This is a genomic window from Sphingomonas adhaesiva, from assembly GCF_036946125.1.
In the GTDB taxonomy this organism is placed as follows: domain Bacteria; phylum Pseudomonadota; class Alphaproteobacteria; order Sphingomonadales; family Sphingomonadaceae; genus Sphingomonas; species Sphingomonas adhaesiva_A.
Genome location: NZ_JAQIJT010000002.1, coordinates 671467 through 690815 on the forward strand (window position 1 = coordinate 671467; position 19349 = coordinate 690815).

Here is a 19349-nt window from a genome sequence, read left to right on the forward strand (position 1 = left end):
CTCAAAGGCGAAGGGGGTGCGTTCATCTCAACCGTCCGCTCCCTCATACGCCTCCACGATGCGGCCGACAATCGGGTGACGGACGACGTCGGCGGCGGTGAAGCGGCAGAGCGAGATGCCCTCCACCCCCTCCAGCCGGATCGTGGCGTCGGCCAGGCCGCTCGCCGCGACGCCGCCGGGAAGGTCGGTCTGGTTGGGATCGCCGCAGATCACCATGCGGCTGTTCTGGCCGAAGCGGGTCAGGAACATCTTCATCTGCGCCGGGGTGGTGTTCTGCGCCTCGTCCAGGATCACGAAGGCGTCCGCCAGCGTGCGCCCGCGCATGAACGCGATCGGCGCGATCTCGATCTCGCCCGACGCGATGCGGCGCTCGACCTGTTCGGCGGGCAGGCAATCGTACAGCGCGTCGTAGAGCGGGCGCAGGTACGGATCGACCTTCTCCTTCATGTCGCCGGGCAGGAAGCCGAGCCGCTCGCCCGCCTCCACCGCGGGACGCGACAGGATAAGCCGCTGGACGCTGCCGGTGATGAGCTGCGCCACCGCCTGCGCGACCGCGATATAGGTCTTGCCCGTGCCCGCCGGGCCGAGCGCGAAGATCATGTCGTGCGTGGTCAGCTCACGCATGTAATGCGCCTGTGCTGGGGTGCGCGGGACGATCGTCTTCTTGCGGGTGCGGATCATCACCGAGGGCGCGGGCGCACGCTCGGTCGAGATGATGCCGTCCAGCACCGGCTCGGACGCCATCGCGATCGAGGCGTCGACCAGCCCGCCGTCGACCTCCTCGCCGCGCTGGATCCGCGCGTACAGGTCGTGGAGCACGTCGCGCGCCAGCGCCACCTGCTCCGCGGTACCCTCCAGCCCGACACGGTTGCCGCGCGCGGTGATATAGACGCCGAGCCGGTTTTCGAGCGCCACGAGGTTGCGGTCGTATTGCCCGAACAGCTGCGCCAGCAACTGGGGACGGTCGAACAGCAGTTCGGTGCGCGAACGCTCGCCCGACTGGGCGGGAACGGGTTTACGGCTCATGCAGCTCCTGTGCGGGGAAGGGACGCGGACGGCTCGCGGCACCCGCAGGTGCGATGTGGGGGCGAGTCGGGGCGACGCAATGGCATCGCCGGCGAATGTGGCAGCGCGACGCCCCAGCGAACAGCGAAAAGTCGCGGCCGGCGCCCTCAGTCGAACGCCGCAGGTGCCGGACGGCCCGCGCGATAGGCGCTCGCCGGGGCGTCGAACGGGAAGCCCTGCGCCGCGAGTGCTCCCATCAGGCGGCGCAGATTGGCGTAGCTCGCCGCGCTCGCCTCGCGCGCCATCGGGCTGGACAGCCATGCCTCGCGCGTGACCAGCCCGCCGTCCAGCATCACCAGCGGCCCCTCGATCAGGCGGTCGATGCGGCGGCGGACGGTCGCCTCGGACAGGCCCAGGAGCGCGGCGAGGCGACGGGTGCGCACCGGGCGCTTGGTCCCCTCCGGCGGGACGACGTCCAGCGTGGCGTAGGCGCGCGCCAGCACGGGGTCGAGCGTCAGCGCGCGACTGCTGGCGCACAGCACCGTGGAGAAGAGGACGAGGTCCATCCGGTCCTGGTGCGTCTCGGTATTGGTGCTGGCGACCGACAGCATCAGGTCCGCCGCCGCCGCCAGCCCGGCGTACCAATGATAGGGCCGCGCCGCCGGCGGATAATCGGGCAGTGCGTCGATCGCGCCCATATCCTCGATGAAGCGCACCATTGCGTCGTGGGTCACGGTGGCGAGCCGGGCGACGGGGCCGTCCTCCACGCCGACATGGACGACGATACCGCCGCGCTCGCGCCCGACCCAGCCGGCGGCGGTGAGTTCGGCGACGTGCCGGCGCGTGGTCTCGAACGGCAGGCCGAGCGATTCGGCCACCGCCAGCACCGGGGTGGGGCGGCCGCCGTCGATCATCCGCCGCACCAGCAGCGTGAAGATCATGAAACGGTCGACGCGCCCGTCGAACAGCGGCAGCGCGGTGGACAGGATCGTCGTCTGCATCTCCGCGAGCAGCCGCGTCATCGCGCGTAAGGGCGGGGGAGGCGGAGCAGACACGGTCATGTTCGCGTTACGGCCCAACTTCCCTCAGAAAAGAACCCCTGCTGCGTCGATTCGGGTAATCACCGTCCGTCAGCAGGCGGTCGCGGCGGCCGGCGCGGTCACCCGGCCCGTCAGCGAATTCGGTCCGGCTTGCGTCAGGTCGACCTCCACCATGTCGCCGATCGCGTGATCGCCGATGACATGGACCGATTGCAGCCAGGGCGACTTGCCGAGCCACTGGCCGGGCAGTTTCCCGCGTCGCTCGATCAGGATCGTGCAGCGGCGGCCCACGGTCGCGGCGTTGAACGCGGCCTGGTCGCGGTTGAGCGCCGCCTGGAGCCGCTGCAGCCGGTCGTCCATCGCGGCGTCGCCCACCTGCGCCTCCATCGTCGCGGCAGGGGTGCCGGGGCGGGGCGAATATTTGAAGCTGAACGCCTGCGCATAGCCGACCGCGTCGACCAGCGCGATCGTCTCGGCGAACTCCGCTTCGGTCTCGCCGGGGAAGCCGACGATGAAATCGCCCGACAGCGCGATGTCCGGACAGACGGCGCGGATGCGGTCGATCAGCCGCAGATAGCTGTCGCGCGTGTGGCTGCGGTTCATCGCGCGCAGCACGCGGTCGCTGCCGGCCTGCACCGGCAGATGGAGGAACGGCATCAGCGCCGCGACGTCGCGGTGCGCGTCGATCAGACCCTGCGTCATGTCGTTGGGGTGGCTGGTGGTATAGCGGATGCGCGCCAGGCCGGGGATGCGGTCCAGCGCGCGGATCAGCCCGTGGAGCCCGCGGTCGTCGGCGTCGTTCCACGCGTTCACGTTCTGCCCCAGCAGCGTGATCTCGCGCGCGCCGGCGTCGACCAGCGCGCGCGCTTCCTCGACGATCGCGTCGAACGGGCGGCTGACCTCCGCGCCGCGGGTATAGGGGACGACGCAATAGGTGCAGAATTTGTCGCACCCCTCCTGCACCGTCAGGAACGCCGACGCGCCCACCCGCCGCCGCGCCGGCAACGCGCCGAATTTGGAGGCCAGCGGCATGTCGGTATCGAGCGCGGGGGTGCCCGCGGCGGCATCGGCGACCAGTTTCGGCAAATGGTGATAGGCCTGCGGGCCGACCACCACGTCCACCTTCGCGCGGCGCACGATCTCCTCGCCCTCGGCCTGCGCGACGCAGCCGGCCACCGCGATCATCGGGGCGGCGCGATCCTGCTCGCGCGCGTGCTTGCGCAGCCGGCCGATGTCGGAATAGACCTTCTCGGTCGCCTTCTCGCGGATGTGGCAGGTGTTGAGCACGACCAGATCGGCCGCGGCGGCATCGTCGGTCGCGGTCAGGCCATCGGCGGCCATCAGTTCCGCCATGCGCTCGCCGTCATAGACGTTCATCTGGCAGCCGAACGACTTGACGTGGAAGGTCTTCGGCGGGGTCTTGGGCGTGGCGTGGACGGGTGCGGACATGGCGGTCCCATATCCCAGCGAAGGCGTTGTCGCCAGCGTTCAGCGCCCGGCCGCCTCGATCCGCGCGCGCGCCTCCGCCGCGATCGCCTTGCGCCCGCCCTCGGGCACGAACGGTTCCAGGAAGTGGAGCGTCGCGGTGAAGCGCCCGGCGCGGTTCAGGACGCGGGCGGCGTGGTCCTTGCCGTGTTCGTCGCCGACCCAGGCGAGCTCCGCGGTGGCCTCGCCATAGTCGATCCGGACGGGCTGGATCATCAGGCCGGCGGGTGCGGGGTCCAGCGCGGCGAGCAGCGCCGGCTTGAACGGGAGGAGGGTGGAGCCGTCGCCCGTCGTCCCCTCCGGAAAGATCGCGATCGCCCAGGCGTGCGCCAGCGCGTCGCGCAGGTCCGCCACCTGCCGCTCGATCCCCATGCGATCGCCGCGGCTGACGAAGATGGTGCGGTTGAGCGTGCACAGCCAGCCGATCAGCGGCACCGCGCGCAGCTCCGCCTTCGCCACGAAGGCGGTGCCGGTCGCCCCCGCGAGCAGCGGAATATCCATCCAGCTGAGATGATTCGACAGGAAGACGACGTCACGCCGCAGCGGACGCCCGAGGATGCGCGCGCGCGCGCCGAATAGCCGCGCGGCGGTGCCGAGGAACAGTCGCGGCCAGGGGGAGGGCGCGCGGACCAGACGCCAAAGCCCGTGGAGCACCAGCGCGCCGGGCAGCACGAGGACCAGCGCGGCGAGTCGGACGTAGCGGCGGGCGATCATGGCCCTTCGTCACCCAGCCTCAAGGCCGGGGCGACGCGGCGGGGAGAAGACGAGCTCAATCCCGCTTCAGCGAGACGCCGTAGAGCTCCATGCGGTGATCGACCAGGCGGAAGCCGAGGCGCTCCGCGATCGCCTTTTGCAGCAGCTCCAGCTCGGGATCGACGAACTCGATCACCTTGCCCGTCTCGACATCGATCAGGTGGTCGTGATGCGCCTCCGGCGACGGTTCGTAGCGCGCGCGCCCGTCGCCGAAATCGTGGCGGTCGAGGATGCCGGCCTCCTCGAACAGACGCACCGTGCGATAGACCGTGGCGATGGAAATGCCCGGATCGATCGCCGAGGAACGGGCATAGACCTTCTCCACGTCGGGATGATCCTCCGCCTCGGACAGGACGCGCGCGATGACGCGGCGCTGTTCGGTGATGCGGAGCCCCTTTTCGTGGCACAATGCTTCGAGATCGATCTTGCGAGCCATGAACGGGTAGATAGTGCGAACCCCTTGTTGCGAAAAGCGCTACCGACTCGCAACAGGCCGAAATCGCGTCAGTCCAGCGCGCGGGCGTAGGTGCAGGCGTCGAACGTCTCGCCGCTGCGGCTGCGATAATAGTCGCGCCGCGTGCCGACCGGCGCGAAGCCGTGCGCGACATAGAGCGCGATCGCGGGGTTGTTGGCGCGCACCTCCAGGTGGAGACGGCGCACGCCGCGCCCCTCGCACTCCGCGATCACGCTGCGCAGCAGGGCGCCGCCGATTCCGCTGCGGCGGCGCGACGGGTCGACCGCGATCAGCAGCAGTTCCGCCTCGTCCATGATCGCGCGCGACAGCGCGAAGCCCGCCAGCGCGCCATCGACATGCGCCAGCGTCAGCCAGACGCCGGGCATCGCCAGGATGCCGACGCACTGGCTGCGCGTCCACGCCTCGCCGAAGCGCGGGTCGAACGCGCGGGCCATGATCCGCTCGACGGCCTCGGCATCGGCGGCGCCGCCGTGCGACAGCTCGATCACGCGCGTCGTCATGCGGCGCGGGGCGCGGGCGGCTTCGCGTCGGGCGCGCGACCGTAGAAGGGGGCGGCGGGCAGCGCGCGCTCGATTGCCGGCAACAGCATCGCGTGGCGCGCATCGGGCAGGGTGTCGTCGCGGGGAACACGATCGTCGAGCGCGGCGAGCCAGCGCGTGCCCGTGCCGACCGCGCGACGTCCGTCCAGCGCGGCGAGCGCGGCCTGCGGCGTCAGCGAGCGCGGCGCGTCGAGGGCGGCGAACGGAGCGTCGAAGGCCTGCATGAAGACCTCACCGTGCCCGCCTTCGGTCACGACCGCAAGCGGGCCGCCGTCCAGCGCCGCGGCGGCGATGATCGCCAGCGTGCCATAGCCCGACAGCCTCGCGCCCCAACCCAGCGCCAGACCGCGCGCGGCGGCGATACCGACGCGGATCCCGGTGAAGCTGCCGGGGCCGACATCCACCAGGATGCGCGAGGCACGCCCGCCGCCCGCCAGATCCGCGATCATCGGCACCAGCCGTTCGGCATGGCCGCGTCCGACGACGTCGTGACGCGCATCGATCAGGGTCGCTCCATCGAAGAGCGCGACGGAGCAGGCGGCGGTGGCGGTGTCGATGACGAGGGTGCGGGTGGACATGAGATGCGTTCGGCTGTCGCGTGGGAGAGGTTGAGATGCAAGACCACGTCGATCCGCCGTCACCCCGGCCTTGAGCCGGGGTCCCGCTGTTTCACGACCGCCGGAGGAAAGCGGGACCCCGGGTCAAGCCCGGGGTGACGAAGGTGTCGAGCGCGGAAAACGGCATCAAACGATACGGTTGAACTTCTCGAACGCCGGGCGCGGGCTGCGGTCGAAGATGGTCGACGGGTCGCCGTAGCCGAGCGTGGAGATGAAGTTGGTCTTCACCGACGGCGTGTCGGCGAAGAACGCGTTGTCCACCGCCCCCGCGTCGAACCCCGACATCGGCCCGGTATCGAGCCCCAGCGCGCGCGCCGCCATGATGAAATAGCCGCCCTGGAGCGAGGAATTGCGGAACGCCGATGCCTCCCGCAGCGCGCGGTTGCCGTCGAACCACGCCTTCGCATCGGTGTGCGGGAACAGCTCGGGCAGATGCTCGTGGAAATCGATGTCCATGCCCAGCACGACCGTGACCGGCGCGTTCAGCACCTTGGGCTTGTTCGCCGCGGAGCAGGCATCCGCCACCTTGGCCTTGGCCTCGTCCGACACGCACCAGACCAGCCGCGCGGGCAGCTGATTGGCGGAGGTCGGCCCCATCTTCATGAGGTCCCAGATGGCGCGCAGCGTATCCTCGCCCACCGGCTGGTCACGATAGCCGTTGTAGCTGCGCGCGGTGCGGAACAGCTGGTCGAGCGCGGCATCGTCGAGGATGTGGGACATGGTTCACCCGGTAGCGAAAGGGAGGGAAGGCAAGACGGAGCGCGCGCGCGTCAGACCGCGCGCACCTCGGTAACCTCGGGGACATAGTGGCGCAGCAGCTGCTCGATGCCGTTCTTCAGCGTCGCGCTGGACGAGGGGCAGCCGGCGCACGCCCCCTGCATGCGCAGATAGACGCGGCCCTTGTCGAAGCCGCGATAGACGATGTCGCCGCCGTCGTTGGCGACCGCGGGGCGCACGCGCGTCTCGATCAGGTCGCGGATCTGCGCGACGATATCCGCATCGGCGGGATCGTCGGCGAACGCCTCCTCCTCGGGCGGGACCGAGAAGCCGGCGGAGGGCGCGCGGAACAGCGGCATCTGCGCGGTGAAGTGATCCATCAGGATCGCGAGCACGTCGGGCTTGGCCTCGCGCCAGTCGACGCCGGGCGCCACCGTGACCGAGACGAAGTCGCGCCCGAAGAACACGCCGGTGACATCGCCCAGCCCGAACAGCGCCTCGGCCAGCGGGCTGGCCTCCGCTTCCTCCGGCGTGGCGAAGTCGCGGGTCCCCGCGTCCATGACGGTGCGACCCGGCAGGAACTTCAGCGTGGCGGGGTTCGGGGTGGCTTCGGTTTCGATCAGCATCGCTGCGATGTGGCCCGCGCGCGCGCGCGGATCAAGCGCCGGGCGCGAAAGGGATCGTTTCTCCGCCCGAAGCCGAGCGTCCGGCGCCGGGACATTGTCACGCAACCGACATGGATGAGTCATGCGGCTGTCTCCAAACCTGCATTTGCGTGTCACGCAACGCGCCTAGCGGCGCTCCCAGGACGAAAGCGGATGGGCAGCAGCCCGGTGCCGCGTCCGGGTTCCGGGGGACGGACCCGCCATCATTAGGGAGTGTTTCATGCTCAGCTTCACGCGCCGTCGCACCCTGCTCGCGACCACCGCCTGCCTGTTCCTCGCATCGTGCGGCGGCGCTGACGACATCGCGTCGCCGGGCGAGGGGTCGTTCCCGCCGGGCGTCGGCACGCCGACGCCGTCGCCCACCACCTCGCCGTCGCCGACCCCCACGTCGGGCGTGCCCGCCGCATCCTGCCCGAGCAACACGATCGACGCGGGCGTCGTCGGCAACTACCGCGGCTGCCGCCTGCCGAGCCGGATCGAAGGCACGCTGTCGCTCGCGCGCCTGCCGGGCGTCGCCTATGAGATCAACGGCCGCGTCGACGTGGGCGTCGACGTCGGCGGGGCCGGCACGGCCGTGGGCGGCGCATCGGCGACGCTGAGCATCGCGCCGGGCGTCATCGTCTATGCCAACACGACGAACGGCGACAACGACTATATGGTGGTCAACCGCGGCTCGCGCCTGAACGCCGAGGGTTCGGAGACGCTGCCGATCATCTTCACCACGCAGGAAAATCTGCTCGGCACCGTCACCGACGAGACGCAGGGGCGGTGGGGCGGCATCATCATGGCGGGCCGCGCGCCGATCTCCAACTGCAACGCGACCGTCACGCCGGGCAGCGCGCAGTGCGAGAACGTGGTCGAGGGCACCACGACCGCGCTGTACGGCGGTGCGACCGCGACCGACAGTTCGGGTATCATCCGCTATGTCCAGATCCGCTACTCGGGCACCGTCATCTCGCCCAACAACGAGCTTCAGGGCCTGACCCTCGCCGGCACCGGCTCGGGTACGGTGGTCGACCACGTTCAGGTCCACAATTCGTCGGACGACGGCATCGAGGTGTTCGGCGGCCGCACCAACCTGCGCTACCTGGTGCTGACCGGCGCGGACGACGACGGCCTGGATACCGATGTGGGCTGGCAGGGCTTCGCCCAGTTCGTGCTGGCGATCCAGAAGCCGAACAACAACCAGACCGACAACTATTCGACCGAGATCGACTCCAACGGCAACGAGGATGCGCTGCCGCGTCAGCGCTACACGCTGGCGAACTTCACCTTCGTCCAGACCTCGACCGCGACCAACGCCGCGATCCGCCTGCGCGGCGGTGCCGACGCCACGTTCGTCAACGGCATCGTGACCGGCCCGCGGGCCTGCCTCAACATCGTCGCGGGCGTCGATGCGCAGGGCAAGTCGACGATCCGTCCGGCGAATGCCGGGCTGGAGGACAACGGGCCTCCGGTGTTCAGCTCGGTGCTGTTCGGCTGCGCGCAGCCGTACGCGGAAACGGCGGTCAACAGCATCACCGTCACCGAGGCGGAGCAGCGCGCGGTGTTCACCGCGGGCACGAACAACCTGGAGAGCGGTACGGGCCTGCTGACGGGCACGTACCTGCCGGCCGGGGCCGCGACGTCCGCGACCGCGTTCAACGCCGCGACGCTCAACCCCGCGGGCACCTCGTTCCTGGTGCGCACCAGCTACGTCGGCGCGGTGAACGGCTCCACCGACACCTGGTACCAGGGGTGGACCTGCAACTCGGACCGGGCGAACTTCGGCAACCGTTCGAGCGCGTGCACCAGCCTGCCGAACTGATCGTCGCCACTTCCCGCGGGCGGCCGGCGGTCGCCCGCGAACATCATAGATAAGGCGCGGCCTTCATGACATTCTCGATCCATTCCCTCCTGCTGGCCAGCACGATGCTGATGCCGGCCGTCGCCGCGGCGCAGACCGCGTCGCCCGCCCCGACCTCGCCATCGGCCACGCCGCCGGCCGGCGTCGCGCCCGATGCCGCCGCGGAGCCGCAGGCCGCGGAGGAGCAGGTGGAGGTGTCCACCCCGGGCGGCGCGCTGGAAGGGGACATCGTCGTCGTCGGCCGCAACATCCCCAATGCGGTGCGCGCCACGCCCGCGGTGGTGAACATCCTGTCGAGCGCGGACATCGCGCGCACGGGCGAGGGCGACATCGCCGGCGCCCTGTCGCGCGTCACCGGGCTGTCGGTGGTCGGCAACGGCTTCGTCTATGTCCGCGGCCTGGGCGATCGCTACTCGTCGTCGCTCCTCAACGGTTCGCCGCTGCCGAGCCCCGAGCCGCTGCGCCGCGTCGTGCCGCTCGACATCTTTCCGACCAGCGTCGTCGCGTCGTCGCTGGTGCAGAAGAGCTATTCGGTCAATTATCCGGGTGAGTTCGGCGGCGGCGTCATCAACCTGACCACGAAGGCGGTTCCCGACGAGACCTTCCTTCAGATCGGCGGATCGCTGGCCGCGGACACCGTCACCACCAGCGAGCTTGGCTATACCTATCGCGGCGGCGACTATGACTGGACCGGGTTCGACGACGGCACCCGGCGGGTGCCCGGCGCCGTCCTGGCGGCCGGGGCCGCGGGGCGATCGGTCCAGACCGCCGACGTCGTCGGCCTGAACAATGCGCAGACCACGGTCCTCCAGCGCAACCGTCATCTGCCCGCCAACTTCTCCTACGAGGCGAGCTTCGGCAGCTCGACCGACCTGGGGTCGGTGCGGCTGGGCGTGATCGCGGCGGCGGGGCTGTCGAACACCTGGCGCACGCGCAGCTCGCGCCAGCAGCTGACCGACGATCCCTCGGGCGGTCTGCTCAGCGATTTCCAGACCGTGCTGACCGACCACCGCGCGGTCGTCAACGGCCTGCTGGGCGTCGGGCTGGAGTTCGACGAGCACAAGATCCGCCTGACCAACCTCTACATCCACGACACGCTGAAGCAGGGGCGGTTGTCGAGCGGGCAGACCGCCAACATCGGTACGCTCCCCAACGGCATCGACCCGTTCAAGGTGCAGAACACCAACTGGTTCGAGCGCGAGCTGCGCGACACCCAGCTGGTCGGCGAGTTCAAGTTCGGCGACGTGTCGCTGGACGCGCGCGGCGCCTATGCGCGCACCAAGCGCAACAGCCCGTACGAGCGCGCCTTCACCTATCAGTATAACGAGGGGCTGGGCCGCTACACCAACACGCTGACCGGATTGCAGAGCGCATCGGTGGCGTTCAGCGCGCTGCAGGAGGAATTGTGGTCGGGGCAGGTCAATGCGACCTGGAACGTGCCCTTCGATCGTCCGCTCGCGCTGTCGGCGGGCTATGCCTATACCGACACGACGCGCACCTCGAGCCGCTATACCTTCCGCTATCAGACGCGGTCCAATTCGGCCCTGTCCGATGCGGTGTCGTTGCTGCGGCCGGACTATCTGCTGTCCGACTTCATCATCCAGAACCAGGGCATCTACCTTCAGAACACGTCGAGCGACAGCGGGACCGCGGCCTATGATGCGTCGCTGCGCGTCCACGGCGCCTATGTGCAGGCCGAGGGAGAGATCGCCGATGGCCTGCGCGCGACCGCGGGCGTCCGCTACGAGAGCGGCGACGAGCGCGTCGTCCCGGTCGGGGCGGCGGCGGGGACGCGGATCCAGAACAACTACTGGCTGCCCGCGCTGACGGTGACGTGGAATTTCGCCAGCGACATGCAGCTGCGCGTGCACGGGTCCAAGACGATCGCGCGCCCGCAATTCCGCGAGCTCGCGCCGCAGCTGTACCAGGATTTCGAGAGCGACCGCCTGTTCTCGGGCAATCCGTTCCTGAAGGACTCGCAGCTGTACAACGCCGAAGCGCGCTACGAATGGTATTTCGCGCGCGACCAGCGCGTGAGCGTGTCCGGCTTCTACAAGCGGATCGACGATCCGATCGAGGCGGTCGCGTTCTTCCCCGGCGGTGCCTCGATCCTGCAGACGGGCTTCGCCAATGCGCCGCGCGCCAAGCTGTATGGCGGCGAGTTCGAGCTCCAGAAGTACGTGCCGCTCGACACGATCGGCGTCGATGCGCTGTCGACCTACCGGATCGTCGCGATCGCCAACTACACCTATACGCAATCGTCGATCACCGCCGGCAGCGAGGCGATCGCCAGCCCGCTGAGCGGCAACCAGCTGGTGCTGACGCCGGCGAACGTGCTGCTGCGCAACGGCGGCGCGCTGACCGGCCAGTCGGACCATCTGGTCAACCTCCAGCTCGGGCTGGAGGACAAGGAGCGCCTGTCGCAGCTGACGTTCCTGTTCAGCTATGCCAGCGACCGCGTCACCAATCGCGGCCCGGTGGCGGGCGGCGGCGGCGTCCGCCTGCCCGACCTGATCGAGCGCCCCGGCGTCCGGCTGGACATCGTCGCGCGGCAGGGCGTCAGCGCGTTCGGCGGCCAGTTCGAGATCAAGGCCGAGGCGCGCAACCTGACCGGCACCGGCTATCGCGAGTTCCAGACGTTCGCCGACCGGCAGGTGTTCACCAACCGCTACCGGCTGGGCCGCATCTTCTCGCTGGGCGCCAGCGTCACGTTCTGATCTGCTTCGTCACCTCGGGCCTGACCCGGGGTCCCGCTTCCTCTGCGACGGAGCGTGGAAAGCGGGACCCCGGACCTGTTCGAAACCTCTGCGAAACTCGGTTCCTTGTTCCCCGGCGAAGGCCGGGGCCCAGGTGGGGGACGGTGGTAACGGACGGAAAAGCCACGCCAACTGGACCCCGGCCTTCGCCGGGGAACGGCGAAATCGTCCAGCGATCCACGACCTTCGCAGAGGTTTCGATCACGTCCGGAGTGACGAGATACGAGGCTCACCAGCCCCACGGCCGCTCGCGGTACCATTTCGTGATGACGTGCTTGGTCCCGGCGCGCACCTTCATGCCGTGGTGGATCGTCGCGGGGTTGAGCGAGCCGTCGGGACGGCGGTTGTTCCAGCATATCAGCTTGCCGGTTTCCGGCTGGATCGTCTTGTCGACCGCCTTGAAACGCGTCGCGCCGCCTGCGTCGGGCACGTTCAGATAGACCATCGCGGTCCACGTGCGGTTGCCCGCGACGCTGCAATAGCGGTCGTAGTCGATGCCATCGGGCTCGAAATAGTCGGTGTGCGCCTTGAACTCCTGCCCCACCGCATAGCGCTGCCCCTGGAGCGGCTCGCCGTACGCGGGGTCCAGGCCGGTGACGTCGGCCAGCGCCGCATCCACCCGCGCCACGACCGCGTCGCCGGCGGGGAGGTCGCAGGTCTCGCTGGTGCGGAAGGCGGCGTCCCCGTTCGAATCCGAGATGGTCGACGGCCGCCGGTGCGCGTCGATCTGCGCGACCAGCGCGGCGCAGGTGTCGGGATCGAGGAAATCACGCCTGATGAACAACGTCAGCTTCGGGCTGGGCACGCGCTGGATGCCGGGCTGTGCGGCGAGCCGCGTGACGATGGGATCGCTGGCCATGCCGATGCCCTTGCCACAGCGCCGCCACTGCACCCAAGCGGAGAAATATTACACAAGGCCGCAACGCCGCTGTAACATGGCGACCCTAGCCGGGCGGTGGCCGGGAGTTGGGGCGGGGAGTTGGGCCGACCGAATGCGATTGAAGTTCGACGCCCGCGCGCGGGCGATCCTCAGGCGGCTGCCCGTCGTGAACGTCTATTCCGCGGCCGAACTGGCGCTGCTGGGCGTGCTGGCGGTGCAATGCGCGCGGCTGATGTGGGTCGTCGTGACGCCGGTATCGCCGCTGGGCGCGTGGATTCCCGCGGGGCCGGCGATTCCGGCCGATCCGGCGGCGGTGATCTCCGCCTTCGATCCCTTCTACCGGGGCGCTGCGGCGCAGGCGCCGGGGACGGCCGGCGTTGCTGCGCTACAGCTGACGCTGTTCGGCACCCGCATGGATAGCGCGCAGGCGAAGGGCGGGGCGATCATCGCCGGGCCCGACGGCGTCCAGCGCAGCATCGCCGTGGGCGAGGAAGTGGCGCCGGGCGTCACGCTGAAGGCGGTCGCCTTCGACCATGTGACGCTCGACCGCGGCGGCGCGAGCGAGGAGCTGTTCCTCGACCCATCCCAGGGCGGCGGCGGAAGCGCGGCACCGCCGCCGCCGGCACCCGGCGGTCCGCCGCCCGCCAATGCCCCCGCGCTCGCCGGGCGCACGCTGCCGCTCGACGAACTGCGCGGCGACATCAACGCCATCCCGCGGATCGAGGGCGGCCGGATCAGCGGCCTGACCGTGCGCGGACAGGGCGGCGAGGCGTTTCGCGCCGCCGGCCTGCGCGACGGCGATGTCGTGACGCAGGTCGGCGGCCGCCCGATCAACGGCCCCGGCGACCTGGAACAGCTGACGCGCCAGGCCGCGAGCGGCGGCACCCTGTCCCTGACCGTGGAGCGCGACGGCCGTCCGCTCCCGCTGACCATTCCGGTACAACAATGATGCGCTCGCTGACCCCCGCCATTCTTCTCGTCCCGGCGTTGTTCGGGGCTGCGGCGGCTCCCGTCGCGGCGCAGACCACGCTCAACGTGCGCGACGCCGATATCCGCGCCTTCATCGCCGATGCGGCGAAGGTGACGGGGCGCACCTTCATCATCGACAATCGCGTCCAGGGGAAGGTAACCGTCGTCACCGACCGCCCGCTGTCGCGCTCCGAATATCTGGAGGTGTTCCTCTCCACGCTGCGCGCCAATGCGCTGGTCGCGGTGCCGACCGCCAACGGCGCGTTCCGCGTCCAGCCGATCGACAATGCCGCGCAGCAGCCCGGCCGCGTCGGGGTGGCGGGGGCGGCGCGCAACCAGCTGGTGACGGAGATCGTGCGGCTGCGCTCGATCGACGCGGCCCAGGCGCTCGACACCGTCCGCCCGCTGGTGAGCGCGCAAGGGTCCGTCACCGCCAATCGCGGCGGAAACAGCCTGGTGGTGGTCGACTTCGCCGACAACGTCCGCCGCGTTCGCGAGGTGATCCGGCGGATCGACGCGGATACCGCCGCCACCCGCATCATCGCGCTGAAGAACGCGCGCGCGCAGGAGGTGGCGACCGCGCTGCAAGGGCTGATCGGCGGCAATGCCGGCGCGGGCGCGGCCGGGGGCACGGGCGGCGTCTCCGCGGTGGCGATCGAGAGCAGCAATGCGGTCGCGCTGCGCGGCGATCCGCAGACGGTCGCGCGCCTCGCCGCGGTCGCGCGCGATCTGGACCAGAGCGCGCGCAACGCGACCGAGATCAAGGTCGTGTTCCTGGAGAATGCCGACGCCAACCAGCTGCTGCCGGTGCTGCAACAGCTGGTGGGGCAGGCGCCCGATGCGGTGCAGGAGCAGGGGCTGACGCGCACCGGGCTGACGTCCAGCACCGGCGCGACCGGCACGGGGGCCACGCCGCAGCCGATCACGCGCGCGCCGGCCGCCAGCGCGCCGGTGCAGCAGGGCAGCCAGCCGCAGCAGGCCGCGATCACCGGGCAGGGCGGGCGCACCGCCGCGGTCGTCACCCGCTATGCCGGCGCCAACGCGATCGTCATCGCCGCGCCCGGCGACGTGCAGCGCCAGTTGTCGGACGTGATCCGCCAGCTCGACCAGCGCCGCCAGCAGGTGCTGGTGGAGGCGATCGTCGCGGAGGTGTCCGACAGCACAGTCAACCGGCTGGGCGCGCAGTTCATCCTGGGCAATCTGGACGGCGGCGCGTTCGCGGCGTCGACGTTCAGCAATTCCGCGCCCAACATCCTCCAGATCGCGGGCGCGATCGGGGCGCAGAGCCTGGGCAGCACGCGCACCGTGGTGACCGCGGCGGACGGGACCCGGACGGAGACGACGACCAACAATTCGGCGTCGAACACGCTGACGCAATCGGCGATAAATTCGATCATCGGCTCGACCGGCGGGTTCGGCGGCTTCGGCGGGCAGATCGGCCAGACCGTGTTCGGCGCGATCATCAATGCGGTGAAGAGCGATACGCAGTCCAACCTGCTGCAGGTCCCGCAGATCATGACGATCGACAACCAGGAAGCGCACACGCTGGTCGGTCAGGAGATCCCGATCACCACCGGCGAGGCGCTGTCGGGCAATTTCGACAACGCCTTCCGCACGACGCAGCGGCAGAATGTCGGCATCGGGCTGGACGTGCGGCCGCAGGTCAATTCCTCCGGCACGATCAAGCTGAACCTGCATCTGGAGGTCAGCTCGATCGCGGGGCCGGTGTCGAACGACAATTCCGACCTGATCCTCAACAAGCGCGAGGTGGAGACGGTGCTGACCGTCGACGACGGCGCGATCGGGGTGATCGGCGGGCTGCTGAGCGACGAGGAGCGCCGCACGATCGAGAAGATCCCGCTGCTGGGCGACATCCCGGTGCTGGGCAACCTGTTCCGGAGCCGCGCGAAGAGCCGGGCGAAGACCAACCTGATGATCTTCATCCGCCCGACCGTGATCCGCAGCGCCGCCGACAATCGCCGCGTGACCGAGCAGCGCTATGGCTACCTCCGCCTCCAGCAGGGGCAGCAGGACCCGCTCGGCGAGCCCTCGATCGACACGCTGGTGCGCGATTACATGGGTACCACCCCGCCGCTGCCCCCGGCGGGTCAGCCCGGCAGCATCGAGGATCTGCGCATCGGCGTGCCGGTCTATCGCAACTCGGTCGTGACGATCCCGGGGAAGCGGAAATGATCGTGCGCACCGGCGCGGACGTGGAGGCGGCGCAGGAAGCGACGTCTGGGCCGACCGCGGCAATTCCCATTGTCGTGCCGCCGGTGCAGCTGCCCTATGCCTTCGCGCGCAAGTTCGGCGTGGTGCTGGACGGCGCCGGATCCGACCTGCGCGTCGCGCTGCGCGAGGGGAGCGATCCGCGCGCGCTGATCGAGGTGCGCCGCGTGCTGGGGCGCGCGTTCGATGTGGCGGTGGTGGAGCCGCCCGCATTCGACCGGCTGCTGAGCGACCATTATGCGATGGACGGGCAGGCGACCGCCGCCGCCGCGGTCGGGATGGGGGATGAGCTGGACCTGCTGGCGGAGGGGCTGCCGACCGCGGAGGACCTGCTCGACACCGCCGACGACGCGCCTGCGATCCGCCTCATCAACGGCGTCATCGCGGATGCGGCGCGCAACGGCGTGTCGGACATCCATATCGAGCCTTATGAGACGGGCCTCGTCGTGCGGATGCGGATCGACGGCGTCCTGCGCGAGACGCTGCGGATGCCGCCGCATGTCGCGCCCGTCGTGGTCAGCCGCATCAAGGTGATGGCCAGGCTGGACATCGCCGAGCGGCGCGTGCCGCAGGACGGGCGCATGGGGCTGACGCTGGGGGGCAAATTGCTCGACGTGCGCGTGTCCACCTTGCCCAGCCGTGCGGGCGAGCGGGTGGTGCTGCGTATCCTCGACAAGGAGAATGCGGGCATCGACCTCGACGCGCTGGGCATGTCGCCGGCGATGTACGCGCTGCTGCGCGAGGCGATCGCGGAGCCCAACGGCATCGTTTTGGTGACGGGGCCGACCGGCAGCGGCAAGACGACGACGCTCTATGCCGCGCTGCGGCTGCTGAACGACGGCAGCCGCAACATCCTGACGGTCGAGGACCCGGTCGAATATGCGGTCGAGGGCGTGGGGCAGACGCAGGTCAATCCGAAGGTCGGGCTGACCTTCGCCGCCGGGCTGCGCGCGATCCTGCGGCAGGACCCCGACGTGGTGATGATCGGCGAGATCCGCGACCGCGAAACCGCGGAGATCGCGGTGCAGGCGTCGCTGACCGGGCATCTGGTGCTGTCGACGGTCCACACCAACGACGCGGTCGGTGCGATCACGCGGATGCGCGATATGAAGGTGGAGCCGTTCCTGCTCGCCAGCACGCTGCGGGGCGTCATCGCGCAGCGGCTGGTGCGACGTTTGTGCCAACATTGCGCACGTCCGGTGGCAGCATCCGCGACGGTCGCGCCGCTGCTCGGCATCGATCCGAACGCGACCGTGCACGAGGCGGTCGGGTGCGAGCAGTGCAACCGGACCGGCTTCCGCGGCCGGATCGGCGTGTACGAGGCGGTCCGCGTCGACGCGACCGTCCGCCGCCTCATCAACGAGGGCGGCGACGAAGATGCCATCGCGCGTCACACCTTCGCCAACAACGACACCCTGGCCACCGCCGCGCGGCGGCTGGTCGAGGCGGGCGTGACCACCGCCGAGGAAGCGGTGCGGGTGAGCCGCAGCGAGAATGCGGACGTCGCGCAGGAGGTGATGGGGGATGGGTGAGGCACGACCTGCCCCCCTCCCTGCAAGGGAGGGGCCGGGGGTGGGTAGAGGCCGGGTGATACGGACCCGCTCACCAGCGGGAGGCCGCATCGCGAGCACGCGACCCACCCCCAGCCCCTCCCTTGCAGGGAGGGGGGCGTCACATGCCTGACTTCGACTATCTCGCGATCGACACGCGCGGGCAGGAGACGCGCGGGCATGTCGCCGCGGCCACCGTCGAGGCGGCGCGCGCGGCGCTCGACCGGCGGCGGCTGTATGTCGTGCGGATCGAGCCCGGTGCGGCCCCTGCCGCGCGCGGGCGGCCGTTGTTCGGGCTGGATATCGCGCGCACCCGGATGTCGGGGAAGCAGCTGACGCTCTTCACGCGCCAGCTCGCGACGCTCAACCGCGTGTCGCCGCTGGAGGAGAGCCTGCGCACGATCACCCGCCAGACCGAGCAGGAGGGGGTGCGCGCGATCGTCCAGACCGTCCATGCCGGGGTGGTCGAGGGGCGGCGACTGGCGGACGCGATGGCGCGCGAGGCGAAGAGCTTCCCGCCGCTCTACCGCGCGATGGTAGCCGCGGGCGAGAGCTCGGGCTCGTTGCCGGAGATCATGGAGCGGCTGTCGACGCTGCTGGAGCGGCAGGCGGAAATCCGCGGCAAGCTGTTGACCGCGATGGCCTATCCAGCGGTGCTGGCGACGGTGGCGATGGGCGTGGTGATCGCGCTGATGGCGTTCGTGGTGCCGCAGGTGGTCGAGCAGTTCGATACCGTGGGGCAGGAATTGCCATTGCTCACGCGGTTGGTGATCGGGCTGTCGGACCTGCTGGTCAGCTGGTGGTGGCTGATCCTGCTGGTGATCGCGGGCACCGGGTTCGCCGCGTGGGCGGCGCTGCGCCAGCCGCCGGTGCGGCTCGCGTTCGATACCTGGCTGTTGCGCGTGCCCTTGCTGGGGCGGCTGCTGCGCGACCTGCATGCGGCGCGGATGGCGCGCACGCTGTCGACGATGGTCGCCAGCCGCCTGCCGCTGCTGGAGGGGCTGACGCTGACCGGCAGCACGATCCACAACCGTCGTCTGAAGCTCGCATCCGACGAGATCACCGAATCGATCCGCGGCGGCGGCAGCCTGTCGTCCGCGATGCGGCGCGCGGGCGTGTTCCCGCCGCTGCTGGTCTATCTGGCCGCCAGCGGCGAGGCGGCGGGGCGGCTGGACGAGATGCTGGAGCGTGCCGCCGACTATCTGGAGCGCGAGTTCGACCGCTTCACCGCCACCGCGCTGTCGCTGCTGGAGCCGTTCATCATCGTGGTGATGGGCGCCATCGTGGCGACGATCGTGCTATCCATCCTGCTTCCCATCCTCCAGCTCAACACGTTGGCAGGGCAATAGGGGCAGGCCAGTGAGGGTTTCTATGCGGACCGAGACGAAAAGGCGGAAGAAGCGCAACGGCTTCACCCTGGTCGAGCTGATGGTGGTGATCGTCATCATCGGCCTGTTGGCGACGATCGTCGCGCTCAACGTGCTGCCGTCGGGCGACACCGCGCGGGTGCAGAAGGCGAAGGCCGACATTGCGACGATCGAGCAGGGGCTGGAGCTCTACCGGCTGCAGATGGGCACCTATCCGACGACGCAGCAGGGGCTGGCGGCGCTGGTCTCCCCGCCTGCGGGCGCCGACGCGGCGCGCTACCAGGCGGGCGGCTACGTCAAGCGGCTGCCCAAGGATCCGTGGGGGCGCGACTATCTCTACGCCTCGCCGGGGCAGCACGGGCAGGCCGACGTCTGGACGCTGGGCGCGGACGGCAAGGACGGCGGCGACGGGATCGATGCCGATATCGGGTCGTGGCAGTGACGACCGTCACCCCG

17 protein-coding genes are annotated in these 19349 nt (G+C 70.1%); 7 read left to right on the forward strand and 10 right to left on the reverse strand.

Annotated elements, in window-relative coordinates:
- Positions 1 to 27: 27 nt before the first annotated feature.
- The 9 genes from PGN23_RS09425 to PGN23_RS09465 form a co-directional block, all read right to left on the reverse strand.
- Positions 28 to 1026 (reverse strand): PhoH family protein, encoded by a 999-nt coding sequence (locus tag PGN23_RS09425; protein ID WP_335302626.1) that lies wholly within the window; start codon positions 1024 to 1026, stop codon positions 28 to 30.
- 146 nt (positions 1027 to 1172) lie between these two features.
- Positions 1173 to 2066, reverse strand: coding sequence for an AsnC family protein (locus PGN23_RS09430; RefSeq protein ID WP_335302627.1), 894 nt, complete (start codon positions 2064 to 2066; stop codon positions 1173 to 1175).
- A 69-nt stretch (positions 2067 to 2135) separates the two neighbouring features.
- Positions 2136 to 3494, reverse strand: coding sequence for a tRNA (N6-isopentenyl adenosine(37)-C2)-methylthiotransferase MiaB (gene miaB, locus PGN23_RS09435; protein WP_335302628.1), 1359 nt, complete (start codon positions 3492 to 3494; stop codon positions 2136 to 2138).
- Positions 3495 to 3533: 39 nt separating this feature from the next.
- Entirely contained in the window at positions 3534 to 4244 is a 711-nt protein-coding gene (locus tag PGN23_RS09440) for a lysophospholipid acyltransferase family protein (RefSeq protein ID WP_335302629.1), read from the reverse strand.
- A 55-nt stretch (positions 4245 to 4299) separates the two neighbouring features.
- Positions 4300 to 4719 (reverse strand): Fur family transcriptional regulator, encoded by a 420-nt coding sequence (locus tag PGN23_RS09445; RefSeq protein WP_335302630.1) that lies wholly within the window; start codon positions 4717 to 4719, stop codon positions 4300 to 4302.
- Positions 4720 to 4787: 68 nt separating this feature from the next.
- Positions 4788 to 5258: a ribosomal protein S18-alanine N-acetyltransferase gene (gene rimI, locus PGN23_RS09450; protein WP_335302631.1), complete on the reverse strand. Its 471-nt coding sequence runs from the start codon at positions 5256 to 5258 to the stop codon at positions 4788 to 4790.
- Positions 5255 to 5875 (reverse strand): tRNA (adenosine(37)-N6)-threonylcarbamoyltransferase complex dimerization subunit type 1 TsaB, encoded by a 621-nt coding sequence (gene tsaB, locus PGN23_RS09455; RefSeq protein ID WP_335302632.1) that lies wholly within the window; start codon positions 5873 to 5875, stop codon positions 5255 to 5257. Before tsaB ends, rimI begins: the two co-directional genes overlap by 4 nt.
- Positions 5876 to 6040: 165 nt before the next feature.
- Positions 6041 to 6634, reverse strand: a complete 594-nt coding sequence (locus tag PGN23_RS09460; protein ID WP_335302633.1) for a malonic semialdehyde reductase — start codon at positions 6632 to 6634, stop codon at positions 6041 to 6043.
- Between the two features lie 50 nt (positions 6635 to 6684).
- Positions 6685 to 7257 carry a NifU family protein gene (locus PGN23_RS09465; RefSeq protein ID WP_335302634.1) on the reverse strand — a complete coding sequence of 191 codons (573 nt, stop codon included), beginning with the start codon at positions 7255 to 7257 and terminating at the stop codon, positions 6685 to 6687.
- Positions 7258 to 7516: 259 nt separating this feature from the next.
- On the opposite strand from PGN23_RS09465, the gene PGN23_RS09470 reads away from it, so the two are divergent.
- Both PGN23_RS09470 and PGN23_RS09475 read left to right on the forward strand, forming a co-directional pair.
- Positions 7517 to 9103: a hypothetical protein gene (locus tag PGN23_RS09470; protein WP_335302635.1), complete on the forward strand. Its 1587-nt coding sequence runs from the start codon at positions 7517 to 7519 to the stop codon at positions 9101 to 9103.
- A gap of 65 nt (positions 9104 to 9168) precedes the next feature.
- Positions 9169 to 11859 carry a TonB-dependent receptor domain-containing protein gene (locus PGN23_RS09475; protein WP_335302636.1) on the forward strand — a complete coding sequence of 897 codons (2691 nt, stop codon included), beginning with the start codon at positions 9169 to 9171 and terminating at the stop codon, positions 11857 to 11859.
- Between the two features lie 268 nt (positions 11860 to 12127).
- Here the strand turns inward: PGN23_RS09475 and PGN23_RS09480 are convergent, their stop codons facing one another.
- Complete coding sequence (locus PGN23_RS09480; RefSeq protein WP_335302637.1) at positions 12128 to 12757, reverse strand: prolyl hydroxylase family protein; 630 nt, start codon at positions 12755 to 12757, stop codon at positions 12128 to 12130.
- Positions 12758 to 12890: 133 nt separating this feature from the next.
- Between PGN23_RS09480 and PGN23_RS09485 the strand changes: the two genes are divergently transcribed.
- The 5 genes from PGN23_RS09485 (at position 12891) to gspG (ending at position 19335) form a co-directional block, all read left to right on the forward strand.
- Entirely contained in the window at positions 12891 to 13727 is an 837-nt protein-coding gene (locus tag PGN23_RS09485) for a type II secretion system protein N (protein ID WP_335302638.1), read from the forward strand.
- Positions 13727 to 15940: a type II secretion system secretin GspD gene (gene gspD, locus PGN23_RS09490; protein ID WP_443019807.1), complete on the forward strand. Its 2214-nt coding sequence runs from the start codon at positions 13727 to 13729 to the stop codon at positions 15938 to 15940. Before PGN23_RS09485 ends, gspD begins: the two co-directional genes overlap by 1 nt.
- The gene (gene gspE / locus PGN23_RS09495) at positions 15937 to 17508 is read left to right on the forward strand and encodes a type II secretion system ATPase GspE (protein WP_335302640.1); all 1572 of its coding nucleotides are present in this window, start codon (positions 15937 to 15939) and stop codon (positions 17506 to 17508) included. Before gspD ends, gspE begins: the two co-directional genes overlap by 4 nt.
- A gap of 143 nt (positions 17509 to 17651) precedes the next feature.
- Positions 17652 to 18875, forward strand: a complete 1224-nt coding sequence (gspF, locus tag PGN23_RS09500; protein WP_335302641.1) for a type II secretion system inner membrane protein GspF — start codon at positions 17652 to 17654, stop codon at positions 18873 to 18875.
- Positions 18876 to 18897: 22 nt separating this feature from the next.
- The gene (gene gspG / locus PGN23_RS09505) at positions 18898 to 19335 is read left to right on the forward strand and encodes a type II secretion system major pseudopilin GspG (protein WP_335302642.1); all 438 of its coding nucleotides are present in this window, start codon (positions 18898 to 18900) and stop codon (positions 19333 to 19335) included.
- The last annotated feature ends 14 nt before the right edge of the window (positions 19336 to 19349 follow it).

Excerpts from the sequence above, each read along its gene's own strand:
- PGN23_RS09425 (WP_335302626.1), bottom strand. The coding sequence starts at position 1,026 with ATGAGCCGTAAACCCGTTCCCGCCCAGTCGGGCGAGCGTTCGCGCACC.
- PGN23_RS09430 (WP_335302627.1), bottom strand. The coding sequence starts at position 2,066 with ATGACCGTGTCTGCTCCGCCTCCCCCGCCCTTACGCGCGATGACGCGG.
- miaB (WP_335302628.1), bottom strand. The coding sequence starts at position 3,494 with ATGTCCGCACCCGTCCACGCCACGCCCAAGACCCCGCCGAAGACCTTC.
- PGN23_RS09440 (WP_335302629.1), bottom strand. The coding sequence starts at position 4,244 with ATGATCGCCCGCCGCTACGTCCGACTCGCCGCGCTGGTCCTCGTGCTG.
- PGN23_RS09445 (WP_335302630.1), bottom strand. The coding sequence starts at position 4,719 with ATGGCTCGCAAGATCGATCTCGAAGCATTGTGCCACGAAAAGGGGCTC.
- rimI (WP_335302631.1), bottom strand. The coding sequence starts at position 5,258 with ATGACGACGCGCGTGATCGAGCTGTCGCACGGCGGCGCCGCCGATGCC.
- tsaB (WP_335302632.1), bottom strand. The coding sequence starts at position 5,875 with ATGTCCACCCGCACCCTCGTCATCGACACCGCCACCGCCGCCTGCTCC.
- PGN23_RS09460 (WP_335302633.1), bottom strand. The coding sequence starts at position 6,634 with ATGTCCCACATCCTCGACGATGCCGCGCTCGACCAGCTGTTCCGCACC.
- PGN23_RS09465 (WP_335302634.1), bottom strand. The coding sequence starts at position 7,257 with ATGCTGATCGAAACCGAAGCCACCCCGAACCCCGCCACGCTGAAGTTC.
- PGN23_RS09470 (WP_335302635.1), top strand. The coding sequence starts at position 7,517 with ATGCTCAGCTTCACGCGCCGTCGCACCCTGCTCGCGACCACCGCCTGC.
- PGN23_RS09475 (WP_335302636.1), top strand. The coding sequence starts at position 9,169 with ATGACATTCTCGATCCATTCCCTCCTGCTGGCCAGCACGATGCTGATG.
- PGN23_RS09480 (WP_335302637.1), bottom strand. The coding sequence starts at position 12,757 with ATGGCCAGCGATCCCATCGTCACGCGGCTCGCCGCACAGCCCGGCATC.
- PGN23_RS09485 (WP_335302638.1), top strand. The coding sequence starts at position 12,891 with ATGCGATTGAAGTTCGACGCCCGCGCGCGGGCGATCCTCAGGCGGCTG.
- gspD (WP_443019807.1), top strand. The coding sequence starts at position 13,727 with ATGCGCTCGCTGACCCCCGCCATTCTTCTCGTCCCGGCGTTGTTCGGG.
- gspE (WP_335302640.1), top strand. The coding sequence starts at position 15,937 with ATGATCGTGCGCACCGGCGCGGACGTGGAGGCGGCGCAGGAAGCGACG.
- gspF (WP_335302641.1), top strand. The coding sequence starts at position 17,652 with ATGCCTGACTTCGACTATCTCGCGATCGACACGCGCGGGCAGGAGACG.
- gspG (WP_335302642.1), top strand. The coding sequence starts at position 18,898 with ATGCGGACCGAGACGAAAAGGCGGAAGAAGCGCAACGGCTTCACCCTG.